Source organism: Candidatus Avelusimicrobium luingense, assembly GCF_902757105.1.
GTDB classification, from domain to species: Bacteria; Elusimicrobiota; Elusimicrobia; order Elusimicrobiales; family Elusimicrobiaceae; genus Avelusimicrobium; species Avelusimicrobium luingense.
The window spans coordinates 275,198-294,791 of record NZ_CACVTK010000001.1 but is presented as its reverse complement, the minus strand read 5'-3'; the positions used below and the strand labels follow the sequence as shown (position 1 = coordinate 294,791).

19 protein-coding genes and 1 tRNA gene are annotated in these 19,594 nt (G+C 45.4%); 13 read left to right on the top strand and 7 right to left on the bottom strand.

What is annotated here, in order from left to right; translation table 11 throughout:
* Positions 1–1,362 precede the first annotated feature (1,362 nt).
* Positions 1,363–2,688: a tripeptide aminopeptidase PepT gene (gene pepT / locus ACQY3H_RS01415; protein WP_428074102.1), complete on the bottom strand. Its 1,326-nt coding sequence runs from the start codon at positions 2,686–2,688 to the stop codon at positions 1,363–1,365.
* On the bottom strand, positions 2,688–5,399 hold the full coding sequence (locus ACQY3H_RS01410; RefSeq protein ID WP_428074100.1) for a valine--tRNA ligase: 2,712 nt from the start codon (positions 5,397–5,399) through the stop codon (positions 2,688–2,690). The genes pepT and ACQY3H_RS01410 overlap by 1 nt, the downstream gene beginning before the upstream one ends.
* 117 nt (positions 5,400–5,516) lie before the next feature.
* Between ACQY3H_RS01410 and ACQY3H_RS01405 the strand changes: the two genes are divergently transcribed.
* From ACQY3H_RS01405 to ACQY3H_RS01385, 5 genes are all read left to right on the top strand, one after another.
* A complete protein-coding gene (locus ACQY3H_RS01405) occupies positions 5,517–6,233 on the top strand; it encodes a 5'-methylthioadenosine/adenosylhomocysteine nucleosidase (RefSeq protein ID WP_428074098.1) in 717 nt (238 codons plus the stop codon).
* Positions 6,226–6,714, top strand: coding sequence for an S-ribosylhomocysteine lyase (locus ACQY3H_RS01400; RefSeq protein WP_428074096.1), 489 nt, complete (start codon positions 6,226–6,228; stop codon positions 6,712–6,714). The genes ACQY3H_RS01405 and ACQY3H_RS01400 overlap by 8 nt, the downstream gene beginning before the upstream one ends.
* 10 nt (positions 6,715–6,724) lie before the next feature.
* On the top strand, positions 6,725–6,976 hold the full coding sequence (locus ACQY3H_RS01395; RefSeq protein WP_428074094.1) for a hypothetical protein: 252 nt from the start codon (positions 6,725–6,727) through the stop codon (positions 6,974–6,976).
* A gap of 60 nt (positions 6,977–7,036) precedes the next feature.
* Positions 7,037–7,123: transfer RNA gene (locus ACQY3H_RS01390), tRNA-Ser, on the top strand.
* Positions 7,124–7,395: 272 nt separating this feature from the next.
* Positions 7,396–7,965, top strand: a complete 570-nt coding sequence (locus tag ACQY3H_RS01385) for a prepilin-type N-terminal cleavage/methylation domain-containing protein (RefSeq protein WP_428074092.1) — start codon at positions 7,396–7,398, stop codon at positions 7,963–7,965.
* Here the strand turns inward: ACQY3H_RS01385 and ACQY3H_RS01380 are convergent.
* Positions 7,962–8,717: a hypothetical protein gene (locus ACQY3H_RS01380; protein WP_428074090.1), complete on the bottom strand. Its 756-nt coding sequence runs from the start codon at positions 8,715–8,717 to the stop codon at positions 7,962–7,964. The genes ACQY3H_RS01385 and ACQY3H_RS01380 overlap by 4 nt on opposite strands.
* Before the next feature lie 55 nt (positions 8,718–8,772).
* On the opposite strand from ACQY3H_RS01380, the gene ACQY3H_RS01375 reads away from it, so the two are divergent.
* Positions 8,773–9,978: an aminopeptidase gene (locus ACQY3H_RS01375; protein ID WP_428074088.1), complete on the top strand. Its 1,206-nt coding sequence runs from the start codon at positions 8,773–8,775 to the stop codon at positions 9,976–9,978.
* A 66-nt stretch (positions 9,979–10,044) separates the two neighbouring features.
* Here ACQY3H_RS01375 and ACQY3H_RS01370 read toward each other — a convergent pair whose 3' ends face one another.
* The 3 genes from ACQY3H_RS01370 to ACQY3H_RS01360 all read right to left on the bottom strand — a co-directional run bounded on the left by ACQY3H_RS01370 (position 10,045) and on the right by ACQY3H_RS01360 (position 13,115).
* Complete coding sequence (locus ACQY3H_RS01370; protein ID WP_428074086.1) at positions 10,045–10,668, bottom strand: anaerobic ribonucleoside-triphosphate reductase activating protein; 624 nt, start codon at positions 10,666–10,668, stop codon at positions 10,045–10,047.
* Positions 10,669–10,691: 23 nt separating this feature from the next.
* The gene (gene nrdD / locus ACQY3H_RS01365) at positions 10,692–10,919 is read right to left on the bottom strand and encodes an anaerobic ribonucleoside-triphosphate reductase (protein WP_428074084.1); all 228 of its coding nucleotides are present in this window, start codon (positions 10,917–10,919) and stop codon (positions 10,692–10,694) included.
* Positions 10,920–11,054: 135 nt separating this feature from the next.
* On the bottom strand, positions 11,055–13,115 hold the full coding sequence (locus ACQY3H_RS01360) for a ribonucleoside triphosphate reductase (protein WP_428074082.1): 2,061 nt from the start codon (positions 13,113–13,115) through the stop codon (positions 11,055–11,057).
* Between the two features lie 321 nt (positions 13,116–13,436).
* Here ACQY3H_RS01360 and ACQY3H_RS01355 point away from each other — a divergent pair, with 321 nt between their 5' ends.
* Positions 13,437–13,697, top strand: coding sequence for a hypothetical protein (locus ACQY3H_RS01355; protein WP_428074080.1), 261 nt, complete (start codon positions 13,437–13,439; stop codon positions 13,695–13,697).
* 156 nt (positions 13,698–13,853) lie between these two features.
* Positions 13,854–14,351 carry a type IV pilin protein gene (locus ACQY3H_RS01350; RefSeq protein ID WP_428074078.1) on the top strand — a complete coding sequence of 166 codons (498 nt, stop codon included), beginning with the start codon at positions 13,854–13,856 and terminating at the stop codon, positions 14,349–14,351.
* A gap of 1 nt (position 14,352) precedes the next feature.
* Here the strand turns inward: ACQY3H_RS01350 and ACQY3H_RS01345 are convergent, their stop codons facing one another.
* The gene (locus tag ACQY3H_RS01345) at positions 14,353–14,814 is read right to left on the bottom strand and encodes a TspO/MBR family protein (protein WP_428074076.1); all 462 of its coding nucleotides are present in this window, start codon (positions 14,812–14,814) and stop codon (positions 14,353–14,355) included.
* A gap of 124 nt (positions 14,815–14,938) precedes the next feature.
* Here ACQY3H_RS01345 and ACQY3H_RS01340 point away from each other — a divergent pair, with 124 nt between their 5' ends.
* The 5 genes from ACQY3H_RS01340 to ACQY3H_RS01320 are packed head-to-tail and all read left to right on the top strand — an operon-like array spanning position 14,939 to position 19,530.
* On the top strand, positions 14,939–15,322 hold the full coding sequence (locus tag ACQY3H_RS01340) for an acetyl-CoA carboxylase biotin carboxyl carrier protein (protein WP_428074073.1): 384 nt from the start codon (positions 14,939–14,941) through the stop codon (positions 15,320–15,322).
* Positions 15,323–16,702, top strand: coding sequence for an acetyl-CoA carboxylase biotin carboxylase subunit (gene accC, locus ACQY3H_RS01335; protein ID WP_428074071.1), 1,380 nt, complete (start codon positions 15,323–15,325; stop codon positions 16,700–16,702).
* Complete coding sequence (gene rfaE2 / locus ACQY3H_RS01330; protein ID WP_428074069.1) at positions 16,686–17,150, top strand: D-glycero-beta-D-manno-heptose 1-phosphate adenylyltransferase; 465 nt, start codon at positions 16,686–16,688, stop codon at positions 17,148–17,150. Before accC ends, rfaE2 begins: the two co-directional genes overlap by 17 nt.
* 32 nt (positions 17,151–17,182) lie before the next feature.
* Entirely contained in the window at positions 17,183–18,373 is a 1,191-nt protein-coding gene (locus ACQY3H_RS01325) for an aminotransferase class I/II-fold pyridoxal phosphate-dependent enzyme (RefSeq protein WP_428074067.1), read from the top strand.
* 50 nt (positions 18,374–18,423) lie between these two features.
* Positions 18,424–19,530 carry an N-acetyltransferase gene (locus tag ACQY3H_RS01320; protein WP_428074065.1) on the top strand — a complete coding sequence of 369 codons (1,107 nt, stop codon included), beginning with the start codon at positions 18,424–18,426 and terminating at the stop codon, positions 19,528–19,530.
* Positions 19,531–19,594: the final 64 nt, after the last annotated feature.

Here is a 19,594-nt window from a genome sequence, read left to right as displayed (position 1 = left end):
GGATGCACCGGGTAACCAATGCGATAAATTAAATAAAGATTATCCGCCGTGCAACCAACTGATTGCCCGTGCGGATTATACCGCTACGGAAGAAAGTTGCAACCCGCCCATTCCTTGTCCGGGGGCTAGTGAACAATCCTGCGGTTGTAATAATTCAGGTACGCAAACACGTACTTGTGATACGGCAACCGGTCAATGGAGCGCTTGGAGTGCTTGTCAAGGGGTTCATTGCGAATGCGCTCCGGAAGGTGGTTATACAAATACGAGATCTTGCGGATGTAACAACTCAGGTACACAAACACGTACTTGCGACACCAACACCGGAACTTGGGGTGCTTGGGGTTCTTGTACGGTGGCGGATTGCGCATGTACTAGTGGACAGCAACAAAGTAGAGACTGTAACCAATGCGGTAGCCAAACGCGTACTTGTTCCAATGGTTTTTGGGGTGATTACGGTTCTTGTACGGCAACAAACACCCTCCTTGAGGGAGATAGTTGCTCTGATAATGGTTTAGCCGGTACAAGAGTTAAAACCTGTCAGGGAAACGGTTACTGGAGCACCAGTTGGACATGCCGGTGTAATCCGGGAGCAACCACAACGGAAACCGGTTCTTGCCCTAGTGGATATGCCGGTACAAAAACCCGAACTTGTACATGTACCAATTCGTATGACAGATCGTGCGGCAATTGGGATACTTCGGGATGTGTGGAAATAGAATGTACGGCGAATGCAACGGAATCTTGTACCCCGTCAGGAAGCGGCTATTCGTCCGGCTGTGGTACTCGGACGCATTATTGTAATACGTCTACTCACAAATGGAAAACGGGGAGTGAGGCTTATTCTTCATGTTCAGCAACGAGTTCCTGCTGCGGAACTAATCCGAGTGGAAGCGACTGTACATGTACTAATGGGTATCACGGTGTCACAAGTTATGCTTGCACCAGCCCCAATTATCAGTATGTCTATCAGGGTTGTACGTCGTGTACGGCTTCCAATCCGGGGTGTGCCACAAGGCCTGCAAATGGAGATTGGTGTTGCTATGAATACAGTAATACCAGTTATTATTGCATGAATTCTGTATCTAATAATATTACGGAGAATCATACGATAAAGTTGGATCATATAGATCCGGGGTATTCATTTAACGACACCGGAAAACGATATTCGTTCTTCTATGCGGGACTGCCCGGTTCCAACCCATGCCCGGAGGGTTCTTATCCGGTATATACTTGTGCCGTTGGTGGGCACTACAGAAATTGTACATGCGGTAATTGTACTTGTACACGCGGATAAAACTTCTGTTAAAAACAAAACAGGCCGGAGCAAACGCTCCGGCCTGTTCTATATTATCCAATTTGTATTTATTTGGCAGGGGAAGTAATCAGCCGCAGTACTGTACGGAAAGAGGCTTCCATGACATCAACATCCGCATATTCAAGCAGCGTGCCGGGATGATAATATCCGGTAAACAGTCCGGCGGCAGGCAAGCCTTTAACGGCTAATCGGGCCGCGTCGGTTGTTTGACGTGCGGCTGCTAAAAGAGGGGTCACTTCTTCGGCCTTCATAGCCGTTTGGGCACGGGTGAGCGTTTTTTCGGGCAAGGCATTTTTGACATTGGTATCTTGGCTGACAAACGTGAGCGCAAAATTCTTCCCTTTATAGTTCATGCTTTTTACCGTATTAAACGCTTGGGTTACTTCTTGCGTAAGTGTTTGCAATTCTGCTTCGGAAAATGCACGGATAATACCGGTTACTTCGCTGCGGTTACCTTGGGTGGAGATGTTATCCACGTAAATAAATCCGTTTTTGTTGGCGGTTGTTTCCGGGCGTTTATGGCGCGGGAGCAACGTGTGAAAATCGGACGCCATTAAAATGTTATCCGCAAACGGCGAATGAATAGCCGTAGATAATTGCGGGGTACGGTCTCCTTCAAAAACGGCTTTGAACTGTTTGCCGCTAAAGGTTTCGCTAACTAACTGCCCTAATTCGCCCGCATCTAACGTATAGACATAATCGGCGGGGATTTGCGCGGCATCTAACTGGGCAATCCCTTTGCCGGAATAACTGTCCGGTGTGAATACGAAATATAACGTACCATGAGGTAATTGCGAATGATCGTATAAGTATTGTACGGCGGTAAGCAGTATGGCGGCACCGGCTTTGTCATCCGCGCCCAATAATGTATCGCCGGACGCTGTGATAATTTCGTGGCCGTTTGCACGCAACAGTTGGGGGGCATTGTACGTATTAAGAACGAGTTTTTTGTCTGCATGGATGACAATCTCTCCCCCTTTATACGTATGCGTTTGCGGTTGGACATTTTGGGCACTTACGGACGGCGTTGTATCCAAATGGGCAAAAAATGCAACCGTGGGATAGTTGGCGGCGTTGCCCGGTACTTGAGCGGTGACGATTCCCGATTTATCTACTTTTACTTGCACCGCGCCGTTTTTCTTCAGTTCTTTCGCCAATTGCTTGGCCAATTTGAGTTGCCCCGGCGTGCTGGGGACTTTGTCCGTCAATTGGCTTTGCGTATTGATTTTGGCGTAGTCTGTCAAACGGGAAGCCAATTGTTTTTTGACAGGGGCTTTTTCATAACGCGACAAGACTTTCCAATCGGTTTCTTGTCCGATAGCCATAAGCGGCAAACATACAACAATCAGTGCTGTTAATAAGGTGCGTTTCATTAGTTTAAGTCCTCTAGAGAAGCGGTTACTTGTGCAAGTGCTAATTGGGCGGCGGCCAATTCGTCTTTTGTCTTTTGAATTTGTTCCGCCGGAGCGTGTTTAATAAAATTCTCTTGCGATAAACGCGCCTCGCGCGAGGCAATATTGGCTTTGGCTTGCGCTAACTCTTTTTCCAAGCGTTTGCGTTCTTTATCAAAGTCAATTAAGCCGGTAAGCGGTACATAGACCGTCAAGTTTTCAAATACCGCGGTAGCCGTTTGTTGCGGTTTGGCGGCATTGACTTCAATGGTTAAATTCTCAATTTTTGCCATTAACTTGATATAGGCGGCATAGTCGCGCACGATCGTTAAATCGTTTCCGTCTTTAGCCGAGATAACGGCAGAAATTTTAAGGCCCGGCGGCACGTTAAATTGACTGCGAATCGTGCGAATTACACGCGTTACCCCTTGGATAACGTCCATTTTTTGCACGGCATCCGGGTGGCAAAGCGTGGCCTCAAATTGCGGGTAGGTTTGGTTGAGTAAAAATTCTTCTTTTTCTCCCACATACGGCCGCAAAGACGCCGCAATTTCTTCCGTTACAAACGGAATAAGCGGGTGCAACGCTTTCAATGTACCGTACAAAATGTTCACGCACAAAGCCATAACGTGTTCTTTTTCTTGCGTCTGGAAACGTTGTTTGGCCAGTTCAATATACCAATCGCAGAAATCACCCCACAAGAAGTGATAAAGCGTATTGGCGGTCAAAGCCAAGTTGTATTTTTCAATACCTTCGCGCGCCGTTTTAACGGCATTGGTAAAGCGATCTATAATCCACTTGTCGGCCAGTTCGGTGACGTTTTTAGGCATGGCAAGCGGGCCGTTGATCCCTTCCATATTCATTAAGATAAAGCGCGAAGCATTGTAGAGTTTATTGCAGAAATTACGCGCACCGGTAATACTTTCTTCGGCGTACGGAATATCTTTACTCGGCACCGCTTGCATTAAGAGCGAAAAGCGTACGGCGTCGGTACCGTATTTGGCGGTCATATCCAACGGATCAATGACGTTGCCTTTAGACTTACTCATTTTCTGTCCGCTTTTATCGCGTACGATACCGTTCAAATATACGTCCTTAAACGGTAATTTCCCGGTAAAATCAAGCCCGGTCATTACCATACGCGCTACCCACAGGTACAAAATTTCATATCCCGTTACCATGACAGAAGTGGGGTAAAAATGTTCCATATCCGTTGTCTTTTCCGGCCAACCGAAAACGGACATCGGCCATAATGCGGACGAAAACCACGTGTCTAACACGTCGGGATCTTGCACTAAATCGTGCCCGCCGCAATGCGGACATTTCTCCGGTTTGTCAAACGACACAATCGGTTTGGCTCCGTCTTCAAAAGAAACTTTCGTGAGTTGTTCGCGGCCTTGTTGGTCGGTGGCGAAAGTGAGTCCTTTTTCGCTACAATGGCGGCAGTACCAAACGGGGATACGGTGCCCCCACCAAATTTGGCGCGAAATGCACCAATCTTGTATGTTTTTAAGCCAATTCAAAAACGGATTTTTCCAGTTGGCCGGGTGAAAGGCGAGTTTGCCCGTTTCGGCGGCTTTGATAGCCGGCGCGGCGAGTTGGTCCATTTTGACAAACCATTGTTCGCTCATAAACGGCTCAATCGTGCTGTGGCAGCGGTAGCAAGTGGAAACATTATTTGTATATTTTTCTTCTTTGACAAGCAGCCCCGCGGCGTCTAAATCTTTGACGGTTTCTTTGCGGCAGACATCTCGGTCCATGCCCAAGTATTTTTCGGGGCAGTTGATCATCTTTCCTTTATCGTTAATAACGGTCATAATGGGCAAGTTGTGGCGTTTGCCGACTTCATAGTCGGTCGCGTCGTGCGCCGGAGTGATTTTAAGTGCCCCCGTACCAAATTCCATTTCTACAGCTTCGTCGGCAATTATCGGAATAGCGCGGTTAGCCAAGGGAATAATCACTTTTTTACCAATCATTTTCGCAAAGCGTTTGTCTTTGGGGTTGACGGCAATCGCGGCGTCTGCGTAAATGGTTTCGGGCCGGGTGGTGGCAATAACAATGCCGTCCGAGCCATCCTCTCCTTTATAGCGTAAGTGCCAAAGTTTTCCGGCGTGCTGTTCGTGTTCTACTTCAATATCGGACAGTGCAGTAGAGCAGCGCACGCACCAGTTGATAAGGCGTTTGCCGCGGTAGATATATTTTTTATCCCACCATTGTTTGAAACATTCATAAACGGCTTTGGCACGTTTTTCGTCCATCGTAAAACGAATATCGCTTAAATCAAGCGCCCAGCCCATTTTGCGAAATTGGGTGTAAATAGCGTTACCGCATTCGTTGTACCATTCCCAAACGGTTTTGACAAATTCTTCGCGGCCCAGATCGTGGCGCGATTTATGTTGTTCTTTGGAAAGTTTTTTTTCAATGACGTTTTGGGTGGCAATACCGCCGTGGTCGGTGCCGGGCACCCAGTAGGCATCTTCACCAAACATGCGGTGCGCGCGGATGAGCACATCTTGTAACGTGTTGGTGGACGCATGGCCCATGTGTAAAGCCCCGGTAATATTGGGTGGGGGGATAACAATAACAAACGGTTTTTTGGTTTTATCGGCCTTGGCGGCGAATAGTTTTGCTTTTTGCCATTTTTCGGCGAGTTTTTGTTCTACTTCCTGCGGTTCATACGCTTTGGGTAACATAATTTTTTCCTCGGTTTTTGAAATTGCGTGATGTGACTTCACGCGTAACCTATATATATTTTACTAAATCTTGCGCGGCGGGAAAATTTATGTAAAAATATATTAAAGAGGTGCTTTATGACAAAAATAGGAATTATTTGTGCATTATCCCAAGAAAGCGAGCAACTGGTTTCCCGTTTGCAGACACACCGGGCCGTTAAAATCGGACCGTTTAAATTTATAAAAGGTCAGTTAAACGAATGCGAAATTGTTATATCGCAGTGTGGTATGGGCAAAGTCAATGCGGCTATCGGTACACTGGAGATGATTAAAAATTTTGCCCCCGATTATATTATCAATTCCGGGGTGGCGGGGGGACTTAACTCCGCGCTCAACACGTTAGACAGCGTGATCGGTACGCAATATGTATATCACGATATGTGGTGCGGCGAAGGTAACGAGTACGGGCAAGTGCAAGATTTGCCGACTTATTTCTCGGCTTCACCGGTTTTGTTATCTGTGGCAGAGCGCGCCTATGAAAAAACACCGCATGCCGTGCATACGGGGCTTATCTGTACGGGCGACCAATTTGTATCCGGGGCTGAACCGGTTGCAAAAATTTTGAAACATTTTCCGCAAGCACTCGCCTGTGATATGGAATCAACTGCGATTGCCCAAGTGTGTTATCGTTATGATGTTCCGTTCTTATGTATGCGTCTGATTAGTGATGTGGCGGGAAAACACGAAACTAACCAAACGCAATATGATAATTTTTGGCAGACCATGGCTCATACGGGTTTTGAACGGACGTGGGCCTTATTGTTAGCGTTAACGGAGGAATTTGCGAATGAATAAAATTCCCAGTTTTGAAGTGGACCACGAAAAATTAAACCCGGGTATTTATGTGGCCCGGCGCGACCAAATGGGGCCCAAAGTGGTAACTACTTTTGACGTACGCTTAAAAGCCCCGTACCGCCAAACCCCGCTTACTCCGGCCATTATTCATACGCTGGAGCATTTAGGTGCGGTATATTTGCGCGAACATTCTTCGTGGGCTGATAAAGTATTGTATTGGGGGCCGATGGGTTGCCAAACCGGATTTGATTTACTGATTGCCGGAACATGGGAAGCCGCGGATGCGGTTTCGTTACTGTGCGAAGCATTTTTATTTATCGCTAATTTTGAGGGAGAAATCCCCGGGGCTAAATACGCATGGGAATGCGGCAATTACCGCTTGCATGATTTAGACGGAGCCAAACGCGAAGCGCGTGCTTTTGCCGAAGTGCTGGCTAATTGGACACCGCAAGACAGCGTGTATCCGCGCCGGGCTAATTGATTTTACAACTATGAATCAGCCGCAGTCGGAGATTATTGAGCCGGAAATTATTGATGAAACGGGCCAAGTGATTTCGCCCACTGCTCCAAAAGACCACGCCCGTGTGCAAGGTGATAACGGCGGACTTTTGGGGGGACTGTTAGTCCTGACCGTAGGTTTTTTGGCGACGGTGGCAGTAATACTTTTTAGCGTATGTATTTTAGTACCGCTGATGCTTTTAGGGCGGTTGTTTGGTTTTCTTTTCGGTTCATCCCGACGGTAAATTTTTCAAGCCGGTTATAATTTGCTATAATAAAAAGGTAGTTTTAATCACTCCGATTTTGGAGAGGTGGCCGAGTGGTTGAAGGCACAGTCCTGGAAAGACTGCATACGGGAAACCGTATCGAGAGTTCGAATCTCTCCCTCTCCGTATGAATTAAAAAAGCACCCGAAAGGGTGTTTTTTTAATTCATAAAGAGAGAGTGAAAGCGACACCAACTGCTTGGTGTCGCGTAGAGATTCGAAAGGCGCAGCGATGTACGAGTTTTGCCATTAGGCAAAGGCGAGTACCGCGAGCCGGGGTCGCGAGAGCGTAGCGTCAGCGAAGCGACTTGTGACCGAATCTCTCTGTAAAAATTTAGTATCATTTATCAATATTCTTTCTGTGTTACATTTTGTTAAATATATAAAAGGAATAACCCTATGAAAAATAATTTCTCTCATCCCGCAAACGGTTTTACGTTAATTGAATTGTTAGTGGTTGTTTTGATTATCGGTATTTTAGCGTCGGTAGCCTTGCCGCAATACACAAAAGCGGTGGAAAAGAGCCGTGCCACGCAAGCCCTTACCTTGCTCAAAAGTGTGTATCAGGCTCAGTTGGCTTATAAAATGGCTAATGGCGCGTTCGCTTCTTCTTTTGATGAATTGGATATTGATGTGCCGTGGACAGGCACAACCAAATGGGCCTCCGATGTTACAGGGGAAGTGCGTTCGAATGGGGATTGGTCATTACAAATGCATCAAGGGCAAGATAACGTAAATCTTTTGATGGGCCGAATTAGCGGGAAATATAAAGGAGCCGGGTTTTTCATTCTCCCTTCCCAAACGCTGGGCAACGGTCAAACGACACAAACAGATGTTTTTTACTGCGGCGAAAGAACAAGTGCCGGGATAGTCTTTTCAGGGGCGGCAGGTTCGTATTGCACAAAAGTGATGCAAGCCCCCTATGATAGAAGTTCGGGATCTGCGCGCTACTATTTATTACCGTATTAAAAAAACAGTTCCGCCAGCCAGAACGATAAAATCATACCGATAGAATAACTTGTTACGTTCATGGTGATGGCAAGCATAAAGGCATCTTTTAAGGCAAGTTTGCGGATGTTCATCAGCCGGATAATCAGCATTTCGGCTACTACATAAAATATCCATAAAAACGCCGTATCTGACGCATACCACGCTAGCAATATCCACGATACTGCCATCGTTACTACATTGGCTACGGCTACACTCCACAAAATCGTAAAACTTTTTTGCGTGTACATCAAATACGCCGCCGCGGCGATGAGTTCTAACAGTAAAACTAAAAATAAAGAGAATAAGGCATCGGCTCTGGCCCAAGCGCCTAAATCGGGTGTAACATTGGAAGGTTCTACCGTCAGTTTATCTTTATCTACATATACGTTATAACGTGCGCGTAATTTGTGCGCGGCGGGGAAGATATTACTTTCCCGTTTTGTTCCGTCGGTAAATGCGATGACTAATTTTTGGAAATCACTATATTCGTACGCTACTGAAAAACAATTCCCTGCTTTGCAATATAATTTTTGCAAGCCATAATGTCCCAGCGGTTTGCTCTCTAAACATTGGTTATCCGTACATTGAATTTGTTCACTGAGTAACGGATCGATAAGTGGTTTATTTTGCGTATTGTAAATAAACGAAAATTCCATTTCCGGTTTGGGTGATACATCCGCCCAGGCGATTAACGGAAGAAACAGCAGAAGGGATAAAAATAATTTTTTCATTGTAAAGCGTCCTTTTTTTGTATTATAACATTATAAGAGAAAAGGGGGAAACAAAATGTTACTGACAAAAACTCAACTTGAAAAATATGCCCAAGTAATGATTTGGGCCTTAAAGACCGCGCGTCGCAACGGAAAATATAAACCTTACGACGTAGTTTTGCTCCGCACCGATATCGCCGCGATGCCGCTTGCCCAAGAAATTTATAACCAACTATTGGCGCAACGCCTGCAGCCGGTGTTGCGTTTTAATACGCCTGAAAATATGGCGAAAAATTTTTATATGACGGCTGATAAAAAACAACTGTCATTTATTGCTCCCGGTGAAAAAGAATTTCAAAGCGGTATTAACGGACTCATTTCATTGCGTGCACCGGAAGATTTGACGTATTTGAAACAAGTAGAACCTTCCCGCATTGCGCAAACAGCCGTAGCGCATAAACCCTTGCGCGAAATTTTAGACGTGCGCGAACAAAAGGGGCAATTTTCGTGGACGTTGTGCAATTACCCGACGGAAGAACTCGCCAAACGCGCCGGACTTTCCGCCAAAGAATATGCTAACCAAGTGGCGCGCGCGTGTTTCTTAAATGAAAAAGATCCGGTCAAAAAATGGGCGGAAGTAACGAAACAAATTACCGAAATCGGATTGTGGCTTTCGTCTCTTCCGATAGAAACACTGCACATTGAATCGGCCCACATGGACTTTGAAGTGTTAGTGGGCGAAAAACGTAAATTTATTGCCGGTGGCGGGTGCAACGTGCCGTCGTTTGAAATTTTCACCTCACCCGATTGGCGCGGTACAAAAGGTGTATATTTTGCCGATTTGTCGTCGTATCGCAGCGGTAATTACGTGAAAGGCGTACGGTTGGAATTTAAGAAAGGGCGCGTTATTAAAGCCGATGCCGAAAAAGGCGGCGACTTTGTGCGCAAGATGCTAGCCATGGACCGCGGCGCCAGCCAAATCGGCGAGTTTTCGCTTACTGATCGTCGTTTCTCTAAAATCACTAAATTTATGGCGGATATCTTGTACGATGAAAACTTCGGCGGGAAATACGGTAACTGCCACGTGGCCGTCGGCGCCAGTTACGCCGATACTTACACCGGGCCGCAAAGCGATATGACTAAAGAATTCAAAAAGAAACTCGGCTTTAACGATTCGTCATTACATTGGGATTTAATCAATACCGAAGACAAACGCGTTACCGCTAAACTCAAAAACGGTACCACGGTAACCGTGTACGAAAAAGGCGAGTTTAGTTATTGATAGTCATTTCGGATAAATAAAAATCCCCGCTCCAACGAGCGGGGATTTTTTCTTCAAACCAAATACTTAAATCTCTTTATGCAGAACTTTTAACGTGGCTTTTTCTTTAGCCACCGGCAAACACTCTTGCACGCGGTAGTGTTGATTGCGCGTTAATTGTTTCAAATCTTCAATATCTTTTTCAGAAAGGACTTCAGTGTCGTAGGTGGTGCGGAACTCATATTCAAGCCCGCTTTGGCGGATAAGTTCCATGGATTGCAAGATAATTTCCGGATTGGTCATGATACCGGTGATTTGGCTGTATTTTTCTAGCGGGGCTTTTAAGTCCATGGCGATATAATCAACCAGCCCGCCGTCAATTAACTGATGAATCATAGCCGGGCGCGAGCCGTTGGTATCTAACTTGATTTTATAGCCCAGTTTTTTAACTTCGGCCATAAACTCGGGCAAGTCGTCAAATAGGGTAGGTTCCCCGCCGGAAACAACAACGCCCTCCAAGGTTCCTTGGCGGCGTTGTAAAAAGGACATAATTTCTTCGTGGGGGACGGTTTCGGTAAATAAATGCGGATATACTAATTCCGGATTGTGGCAATAGCGGCAACGAAAATTACATCCTTGTGTAAATACTACTGCCGCCGGCCGGCCCGGAAAATCAATCAGCGTAAATTTGATAAGTCCGCCAAATTTCACCTTGCCGTGCCCCCTGAAAAAACTTATTTATCGCTGGCGCAATCGCAACCGCAAGAGCAGTTGCAGTTGTTGACGTTCATGTTTTTGCGCATACCGAATTCTTCTTTTTTACCTTTGTTCCAGTTTTGTACCGGGCGCAGGTAGCCTACTACGCGGGAGTACACTTCACATTTGGAACCGTGAACGTCGTTCATTTCTTTTTTAAGTTCGGAAATCTTGTTTTCTACTGCTTGTTTTTCTTGTGCGGTCATACTAATTCTCCTTATTGTATTTATCCGGTCTTGCCGGGTGAAACGGGCCCGTGATTACCCGTTTCATTATTATGTATTTTTAGAGTTGCGGGTGCAACTGCTTTTTTAGATTACAACTAACCCAAAAAAGGTATGTTATTTGCTGTAAAGTTGTTCTTCCAGCATTTTCACCTTACGGTCTAACTCCTGCATACGTTCGGCTTTACACTTGGGGCATTCAAAATGTTCGCCTTCAATGTAGCCGCACTTGGGGCAGACGCTAAACGTAGGTGTGATGGAGAAGTACGGCAACGTATATTTTTCACATACGGTGCGGATGAACTTCTTCATTGCTTCCAAATCTTTGATGCGCTCACCGGTAAAGATATGTTGTACCGTTCCGCCGGTGTATTTGGATTGGATGGTGCTTTGCAAGTCCAACATTTCAAATACGTCGTCGGTATAGTTAACCGGCAGTTGCGAAGAGTTGGTATAGAAAGGTTGGTGACCTTGTTTATACATTTCTTCGTTAGCGCAGATGATATCCGGGTAACGTTCCTTATCTAATTTAGCCAAGCGGTACGAAGTCCCTTCGGCCGGGGTGGCTTCCAGGTTGTAGTTGTTACCGGTTTCTTCTTGAAATTTAACTAATGTCTCACGCATAAACGTAAGCACTTTTTCGGCAAATTTGCGGCCTTTTTCCGAGCCGATATCTTCGCCGATTAAATTGAGGGATGCTTCGTTTAAGCCCACCAGACCGATCGTGGAGAAGTGGTTTTTCCAATACTCGTTAAAGCGTTGGCGTACCGAGCGCAAATAGAAACTCATATACGGATATAAGTTTCCGCGCGTGAAGCGTTCAATGACTTTGCGTTTGATTTCCAAACTCGTCTTGGCCACTTCCATGCGGTCTTTTAAGTTGGCAAAAAATTCTTCTTCGTTTTTGGATAAATATCCTAAGCGCGGTAAGTTAATAGTTACTACGCCGATAGAACCCGTTAACGGAGCCGAGCCGAAAAGTCCGCCGCCGCGTTTTCTCAATTCGCGGTTGTCAATGCGCAAACGGCAGCACATGGAACGTGCATCTTCGGGGTTCATATCCGAATTGATGAAGTTGGCGAAGTACGGGATACCGTATTTTGCAGTCATTTCCCACAGCGGAGAAAGTTTGGGGTTATCCCAATCAAAATCACGCGTAATATTATAAGTAGGAATCGGGAACGTGAACACGCGGCCTTTGGCATCGCCCGCGAGCATTACTTCGCAGAAGGCGCGGTTGAGCATGTCCATTTCGTTTTGGAATTCGCCGTAGGTTTTGTCTTGCAATTTTCCGCCGATGATAACCGGTTGGTCCTTATAATAAGAAGGAACGGTTAAATCTAACGTCAAGTTGGTAAACGGCGTTTGGAAACCGACGCGGGTCGGCACGTTGACGTTAAATAAAAATTCTTGAAGGGCTTGTTTTACTTCGTCATACGTAAGTTTATCGTAATAGATAAACGGAGCCAATAAGGTGTCAAAGTTGCTAAATGCTTGCGCACCGGCCGATTCACCTTGCAACGTGTAGAAGAAATTGACTACTTGGCCTAACGCAGTGCGTAAGTGTTTGGCGGGTTTGCTTTCGGCTTTTCCGACGACACCGGTAAAACCGCTTAACAATAAATCTTGCAAATCCCAACCGACGCAGTAAGCACCGAGAAGTCCCAAATCGTGCAAGTGGAAATCCCCTTCCGAGTGCATCCGTTTTACATTGGCCGGATAAATTTTATTTAACCAATATACTTTGCTGATTTCCGAAGAAATGTAGTTGTTTAAGCCTTGGAGCGAATAGCCCATGTTGCTGTTTTCGTTGACTTGCCAGTCAATTTGTTGCAAGTATTGGTCCACTAAATCTACGTTAAATTTGGACGAAATTTCACGCATGCGGGCGTGTTGGTCGCGGTACAAGATGTAAGCCTTGGCTGTTTTGTGGTGGTTAGAAGTAAGTAACACATCTTCAACGATATCTTGTACGTTTTCTACGTTGGGGATCTTATCCGAATAAAGTTGTTGGATAATGTTAATGACGCGAATCGTTAACTTTTTAGCAGTTTCTTCATCAAATTCGCCGGTTGCTTCTGCTGCTTTGGCGATAGCTTTTGTAATTTTGCGCGAATCAAAGGGCTGAACAGAACCGTCACGCTTGACGATTTGAGTAATAACTTCCGAGTTTTCCATAAATGTCTTCCTAGGTAAAAATGTCCGCGGATAAGTCGCGGCTCTTAAGATTTTGACAAAAACAAACAAAAAATGCAAATTACGACGATAGAATAATTTGTGACAACTGTATAAAAAAGTTATTTCCGTCGGGAAAAAATTATTTTTTATGTGCCAACTCTTTTTTTTGCTGTTTTTTGCTTATTAGTAATTATTACTAATAAAGAAATGTTTGTCAATATAATTTAGTATTTTAGCGAAAAAATAGGCAAAATAAGGGCTTGACGTTCCCAGCGCAAACTGATTAAATGTAAGAAACTTATTATATAAGGGGGAAAACTTATGGATTTATACCAAGGTTGTGTACTCGTGGCCGTAGTGGCTTTTGTGGTACTCGTCATTTTTGCGATTCGCACGCTGATTCAAATTTTACATACGGCACAAGCCGTAGAGTATTTGGCCATTTCCACGGCGGAAAAAGTGGATAAAACGCAAAGCACGTTTGTGCTTTTGGACAATGTGTCCTCGTTTTTAGATTCGGGAATATTTAAGGTTGCTAAAACGGGAATGGAGATATTTCGGCATTTCCACAAAGAGAAATAAATTACCTAATTATTCACTACTTGTAACAGAGCCCCCGGTTAATCCGGGGGGTTCTTTTTTTGTATTTCTTCGTCGGAAAAAGTTTTACTTGACATCGTTTTTTTTTTTGTTAAGATTTTGTTTGTCGGAATATTTTGACAAATAAGGAGCAAAAGTATGAAAAAACAAATGTCGGGCCGTTTAGGCGGTTTTACGTTAATAGAATTATTGGTAGTAGTTTTGATTATCGGTATTTTAGCGGCGGTGGCTTTACCACAATATCAAAAAGCGGTGGAAAAAGCGCGTATGACGGAAGCGGTTACTATGGTGCGGACGATTGCTAACGCCAATCAGGCTTTTTATATGGCCAACGGACGATATGCTACGCAAGATGAAATGGAATTATTGGATATAGAGGTGCCCGGCTCTCTTACTACGAGCTTGGGTGGCAAACGTATCCAAACGAAATATTTTATTTATTCGCCTTCAGGTGACGGAGGAGCACAACTGGCAGTTGCCCAACATGTCGCTCAAAATGGAAGTGGGGATGTGTATTATATTTTTGTGATGCCCAACTCCCCAAATCGCGTGGATTGCTCTGCCTATCCTAATGGAACGGCTACGGCTATCCAACGCAAATTGTGTCAGCAATTATCGGCTACGGGTTCGTTATAGGTTAATTCATCCACCAAGTAGCGGCGGTTAAATAAGTAGCAAAAGCAAGCCATAATCCATACGGTACAAGTAGCCAGGCGGCTACGCGGCTAATGGGCCACAAGGCGCGAAACAAAAAAACCAGCGCAATCAGCATGGCAACAATCAACACAAGGGCCCCCAACAAACTATGCGCGCCGAAAAACACCGGCGTCCAACACGCGTTTAAGGCCAGTTGCAACACAAACAGCATCATTGCCCGGCCGTGTAATTTTTCGCGAAATGTTAAAAACGCACTGATTCCCAACAGAATATATAATACACTCCACATAACGCCGAACACCGCTTCGGGCGGGGAGAACGTTGGGTGCATCAAAGAACGGTACCACGTCATATTGTTAAAGACATAGGATACTCCTACTATGCCGGGTAATTGGCAAATCGCTAACCAAACTACTAATTTAATCAAAGAAAGTATGTTCATAGGGGTATGGTAAATTTTTCACTAACTTTCGTAAAGGGGAAAAAAGTATTAGTTTCGGCCCGAAACGGTAAAAAAATGGTAAAATAATCATAAGTATTTTTTATAGATGTACTAAGGAAACCATATGGATACTAAACTAATTAGAGAAGTAACCGACTGGCTTAAAACTACCGATTTAGCCGAATTTTGTTATGAAAACAATGGCGATTCTATTGAAATTAAAACGCAAGAAGCATTACCCGAACCGGCGCAATTTGCTTGCTCGCTTAGCGCGGTAACGTCGCCGGCGGTTGGCATTTATCACGCCGCCGAAAAAGGCCAAAATCTTACACTTACCGAAGGCCAAATCATTGAGAAAGGTGCTCCGTTAGGTATTGTGGAAACTTTTTCTAAAAAACATAAAATCACGGCGCCCGTTACCGGTAAATTACGTGTAGTAGCCGCGCAGGAAGGCAATGTGGTAGAGTTTGGGTTGCCGCTATTTTTTATTGAGCCGCAGGAGAAATAAATGGCGAGCGATTTGAAAATTACTCCGTTTCAAAAAGTGCTTATCGCTAACCGCGGCGAGATTGCCCTTCGTATTATCCGCACCTTAAAAGAAATGAATATCCAATCGGTGGCTGTTTATTCACAAGCCGACCGCAATAGTTTGCATGTGCGTTTGGCCGACGAAGCCGTTTGCATTGGGGCCGCCCCGTCGTTGCAAAGTTACTTAAATATAGATGCTATTTTAACGGCCGCGAAACTTACCGGCGCCGATGCAATTCACCCGGGGTATGGGTTTTTATCGGAAAATGCCGAATTTGCCAACGCTGTTGCTGTTGCGGGGCTTACCTTTATCGGGCCGGATGCTACATCTATTGCCCACTTGGGCGAAAAAGCCACCGCGCGAGCCATGGCGGTAAAAGCCGGCGTGCCGGTAACACCCGGATCTGATGGCGTCGTCGGTAAAAATTACAAAGAAGTAGCGCGCAAAATCGGTTTTCCGCTGATGATTAAAGCCGCGCTCGGCGGCGGCGGAAAAGGTATGCGCGCGTGTTATAAAGAAGAAGATTTAGACCGTATGCTTAAAACCGCGCAGGCCGAAGCGCGTGCTAACTTTGGCGACGATCGGATGTATTTTGAAAAACTCGTTTTGAATCCGCGCCATATTGAAGTGCAAGTGGCTGCCGATAATTATGGAAACGTCGTTGCCTTTGCCGAACGTGATTGCAGTTTGCAACGCCGCCACCAAAAACTCGTGGAAGAATCGCCCTCACCGTTCGTAGATGAACAAACACGCGTGAGATTGCAAGAAGCCGCATGCAAACTCGTCAAAGCCGCCTCGTACCGCGGCGTGGGAACAGTGGAATTTTTAATGGCACCCACGAAAGAATTTTATTTTATGGAAGTTAATACGCGTTTGCAAGTGGAGCACCCGGTAACGGAAGAAGTATGTGGGCAAGACCTTGTCAAATTACAAATTCAACTGGCACAAGGTGAAAAGTTGCCGCTTACCCAAAAAGAAGCCAGCGTTATTAACTGCCACGCCATCGAACACCGCATTAATGCCGAAGACAGCGAACACAATTTCGCTCCTTGTCCCGGTACGATTAGCCAATGGACATTACCCGGCGGATTAGGCGTTCGTTTGGATAGCCACGTTTATACAGGCTACGCAATCCCGACGTATTACGACAGTTTGATTGCCAAACTGATTGTTACCGCGCCCGACCGCGCCCGCGCGTTAGCGCGCAGCCGCCGGTGTTTGAAAGAATTTACGGTTAGCGGTATAAAAACGACGATCCCCTTTCATCAGAAAATTTTAAATAACCCCGATTTTATTACCGGAAATACCGATACGGGATTTATTGAACGGATGCTTAAAGAAGATGAAAGCAAAAAGTAAAATTTTAGGGCCGCGTCAGTTAAAAACGTGGGTAGAAAATGCCCGTAAAAAAGGGCAAAAAATCGTTTTTACTAACGGTTGTTTTGATATTTTACATGCCGGACATGTCAGCGTATTAGAGTTTGCGCGCAGCAAAGGCGACGCGCTGATTGTGGGGCTTAACAGTGATGCATCCGTGCGCCGCTTGAAAGGCCCGACTCGTCCCGTCAATACGCAAAGTGACCGAGCCTTGGTGTTAGCCGCCTTGGAAAGCGTGAGTGCGGTATGTATTTTTGACGAAGATACGCCGTATAATTTAATTAAAAATGTCTGCCCGGACGTGCTCGTCAAGGGCGGAGATTACAAGCCGAGTGAAATTGTCGGCCGTGAATTTGCAAAAAAAGTAGTGCGTTTTGCCTTGTTAAAAGGACGTTCTACTACAAACATTATTAAAAAAGTAAGCAAGTAGCATAGTTTATGCGTTGTGAGAGGATAACCAGTATGGCTGATATTTTTGAGAAGTGCAGAAATTACAAAGACGCCAAAATTGCGATGCGTATGGGCATTTACGGCTATTTCCAACCGATTGAATCGGCCCAAGGACCGGAAGTAATTTTAGACGGCAAAACCTATATCATGGCAGGTTCTAACAACTATTTGGGTTTAGCCAATGACCCCGAGATGAAAAAAGCCGCTGTGGAAGCGGTGCAGAAATACGGTACCGGTGTGGCCGGATCTCGCTTACTCAACGGAAACACAAAACTCGCCGATAATTTAGAGAAAAAATTAGCCCAATTCAAACGCAAACAAGCCGGACTTTTATTCGCCACAGGTTATCAAATGAATTTAGGTGTCGTGTCGTGCTTAATGAAAAAAGGTGACTATGCTATTGTGGATAAATTAGACCATGCCAGCATTTTGGACGGTGTTAAAATGTCCGAAGGCGAAATGGTTCGCTTTAAGCACAACGATATGGCCGATTTGGAACGTGTGTTGGCTAAAATCCCCGCCGATGCCGGAAAACTGATTATTATAGATGGCGTGTTTAGTATGGAAGGGGATATTTGCCCGCTACCCGATATTGTTAAAATCGGTAAAAAATACGGTGCGCGTATTATGGTAGATGACGCGCATGCTACGGGTATTATCGGTAAAACGGGGCGCGGTACGTGCGAGTATTTCGGTTTGGAAAACGGTGAAGTAGATTTAATCGTCGGTACCTGCTCTAAAACGTTTGCTACGGTCGGCGGATTTGTGGTGGGCGATGAAGATGTTATCCACTATATGCGTCACAACGCACGCAGTCAGATTTTCTCGGCTTCTATGCCGCCGTCTTGTATTGCTTCTATTACAAAAGCGTTGGAACTGATTGAAAACGATACGTCACGGCGCGATAATCTGTTCCGTTTGACGGCGAAACTCAAAAAAGGCCTGGAAGATTTGGGCTACGATTTGGGCACCAGCACTACGCCGATTTTGCCCGTCCACGTCGGTAGTAATGAAAACTGCTTTAAGATGTGGCGTGCGTTGCATGAACTGGGCATTTTCGCTAACCCGGTCATTAGTCCCGCGGTGCCGCCCGGACACGCACTGATGCGTTTGACCTTGATGGCGACACATACGGATGAACATGTCCAAAAAATCGTGGACGCTTTTGCACAAGCGGGCCGCGCGATTGGTATTATTAAATAATATAGATTGTCAAAACCCCGCCTTGTGCGGGGTTTTTCTTTACGAAAATTATGCAGATTAAAGAAATTTCTTCCCCGGCAGAATTAAACGCCTTTATTGAGTTCCCCTTTACCTTATATAAAGATAATCCGTATTGGGTGGGGGAATTAAAAGCCGATACCCGGCATTTATTGGATGAAAAAAACCCATTTTGGGCGTCTGCTTCGCGCGCGCTTTTTATGGCGTATGAGGGGGAAAAACCCGTCGGGCGCATTATGGCGCTTGTCAATCGTGCGCACAACGAATATCATAAAGAAAATATCGGATTCTTCGGATTTTTTGACTCAATTAACGATGAGAAAGTTTCTTCTGCTTTATTTCAAGCCGCACAAGGTTGGCTCAAAAAACAAGGCGTAGAAAAAATGCGCGGCCCGGCTAATCCGTCCAGCAATCACGTCTACGGACTGCTCGTAGATAGTTTTGACAGTATGCCCGCCATTATGATGCCGTACAATTTTGCCTATTACGCGGGTTTAATAGAAAAGGCCGGTTTAACAAAAGTAAAAGATTTGTTGGCGTTTTACCGCACCAAAGACGATGTCTTTTCCGAGCGGTTTTTGAAAGTGTGTGCCCGGTGTGAACGCGCCAAAGGCATTACGCTGCGCCGTTTGAATTTGAAAAACATTGACGAAGAAGCCGAAATCATCCGCAAGATTTACAATGCCGCATGGGCCGAAAATTGGGGATTTGTGCCGTTAACCAAACAAGGGATGGCCGATATCGTCAAAGAATTAAAACCCATTATCCGCATAGAAGGCACTTGCGTTATTGAAGAAAACGGTGTTCCGGCCGGCTTTTATATTTGTATTCCCAATATGAATCACGTGCTTAAAATTTTGCGCGGAAGTTTGAAAAATCCGTGGCGCGTGTTAAAAGCCTTGTGGGCGTGGAAACATATTAAGGATGCGCGGCTGATTATGCTGGGTGTGATGCCGGAATTTAGAAAACGCGGTCTTGATTTAATTTTAATTAAGCATATCGTTACCCACGGGGTAGCCGTATGGAACGCGGCCGAACTTTCGTGGGTGTTAGAAGATAACGCCGGGATGATTCGCGGCATAGAAGAATGCGGTTGCCACCTGTATAAACGCTACCGTGTGTATCAAAAAGACTTATAAGTCATACTTCTTACAATAAAAACCCCCGGCTTGCGGCCGGGGGTTTTTTAAAGTGAATTTGAAT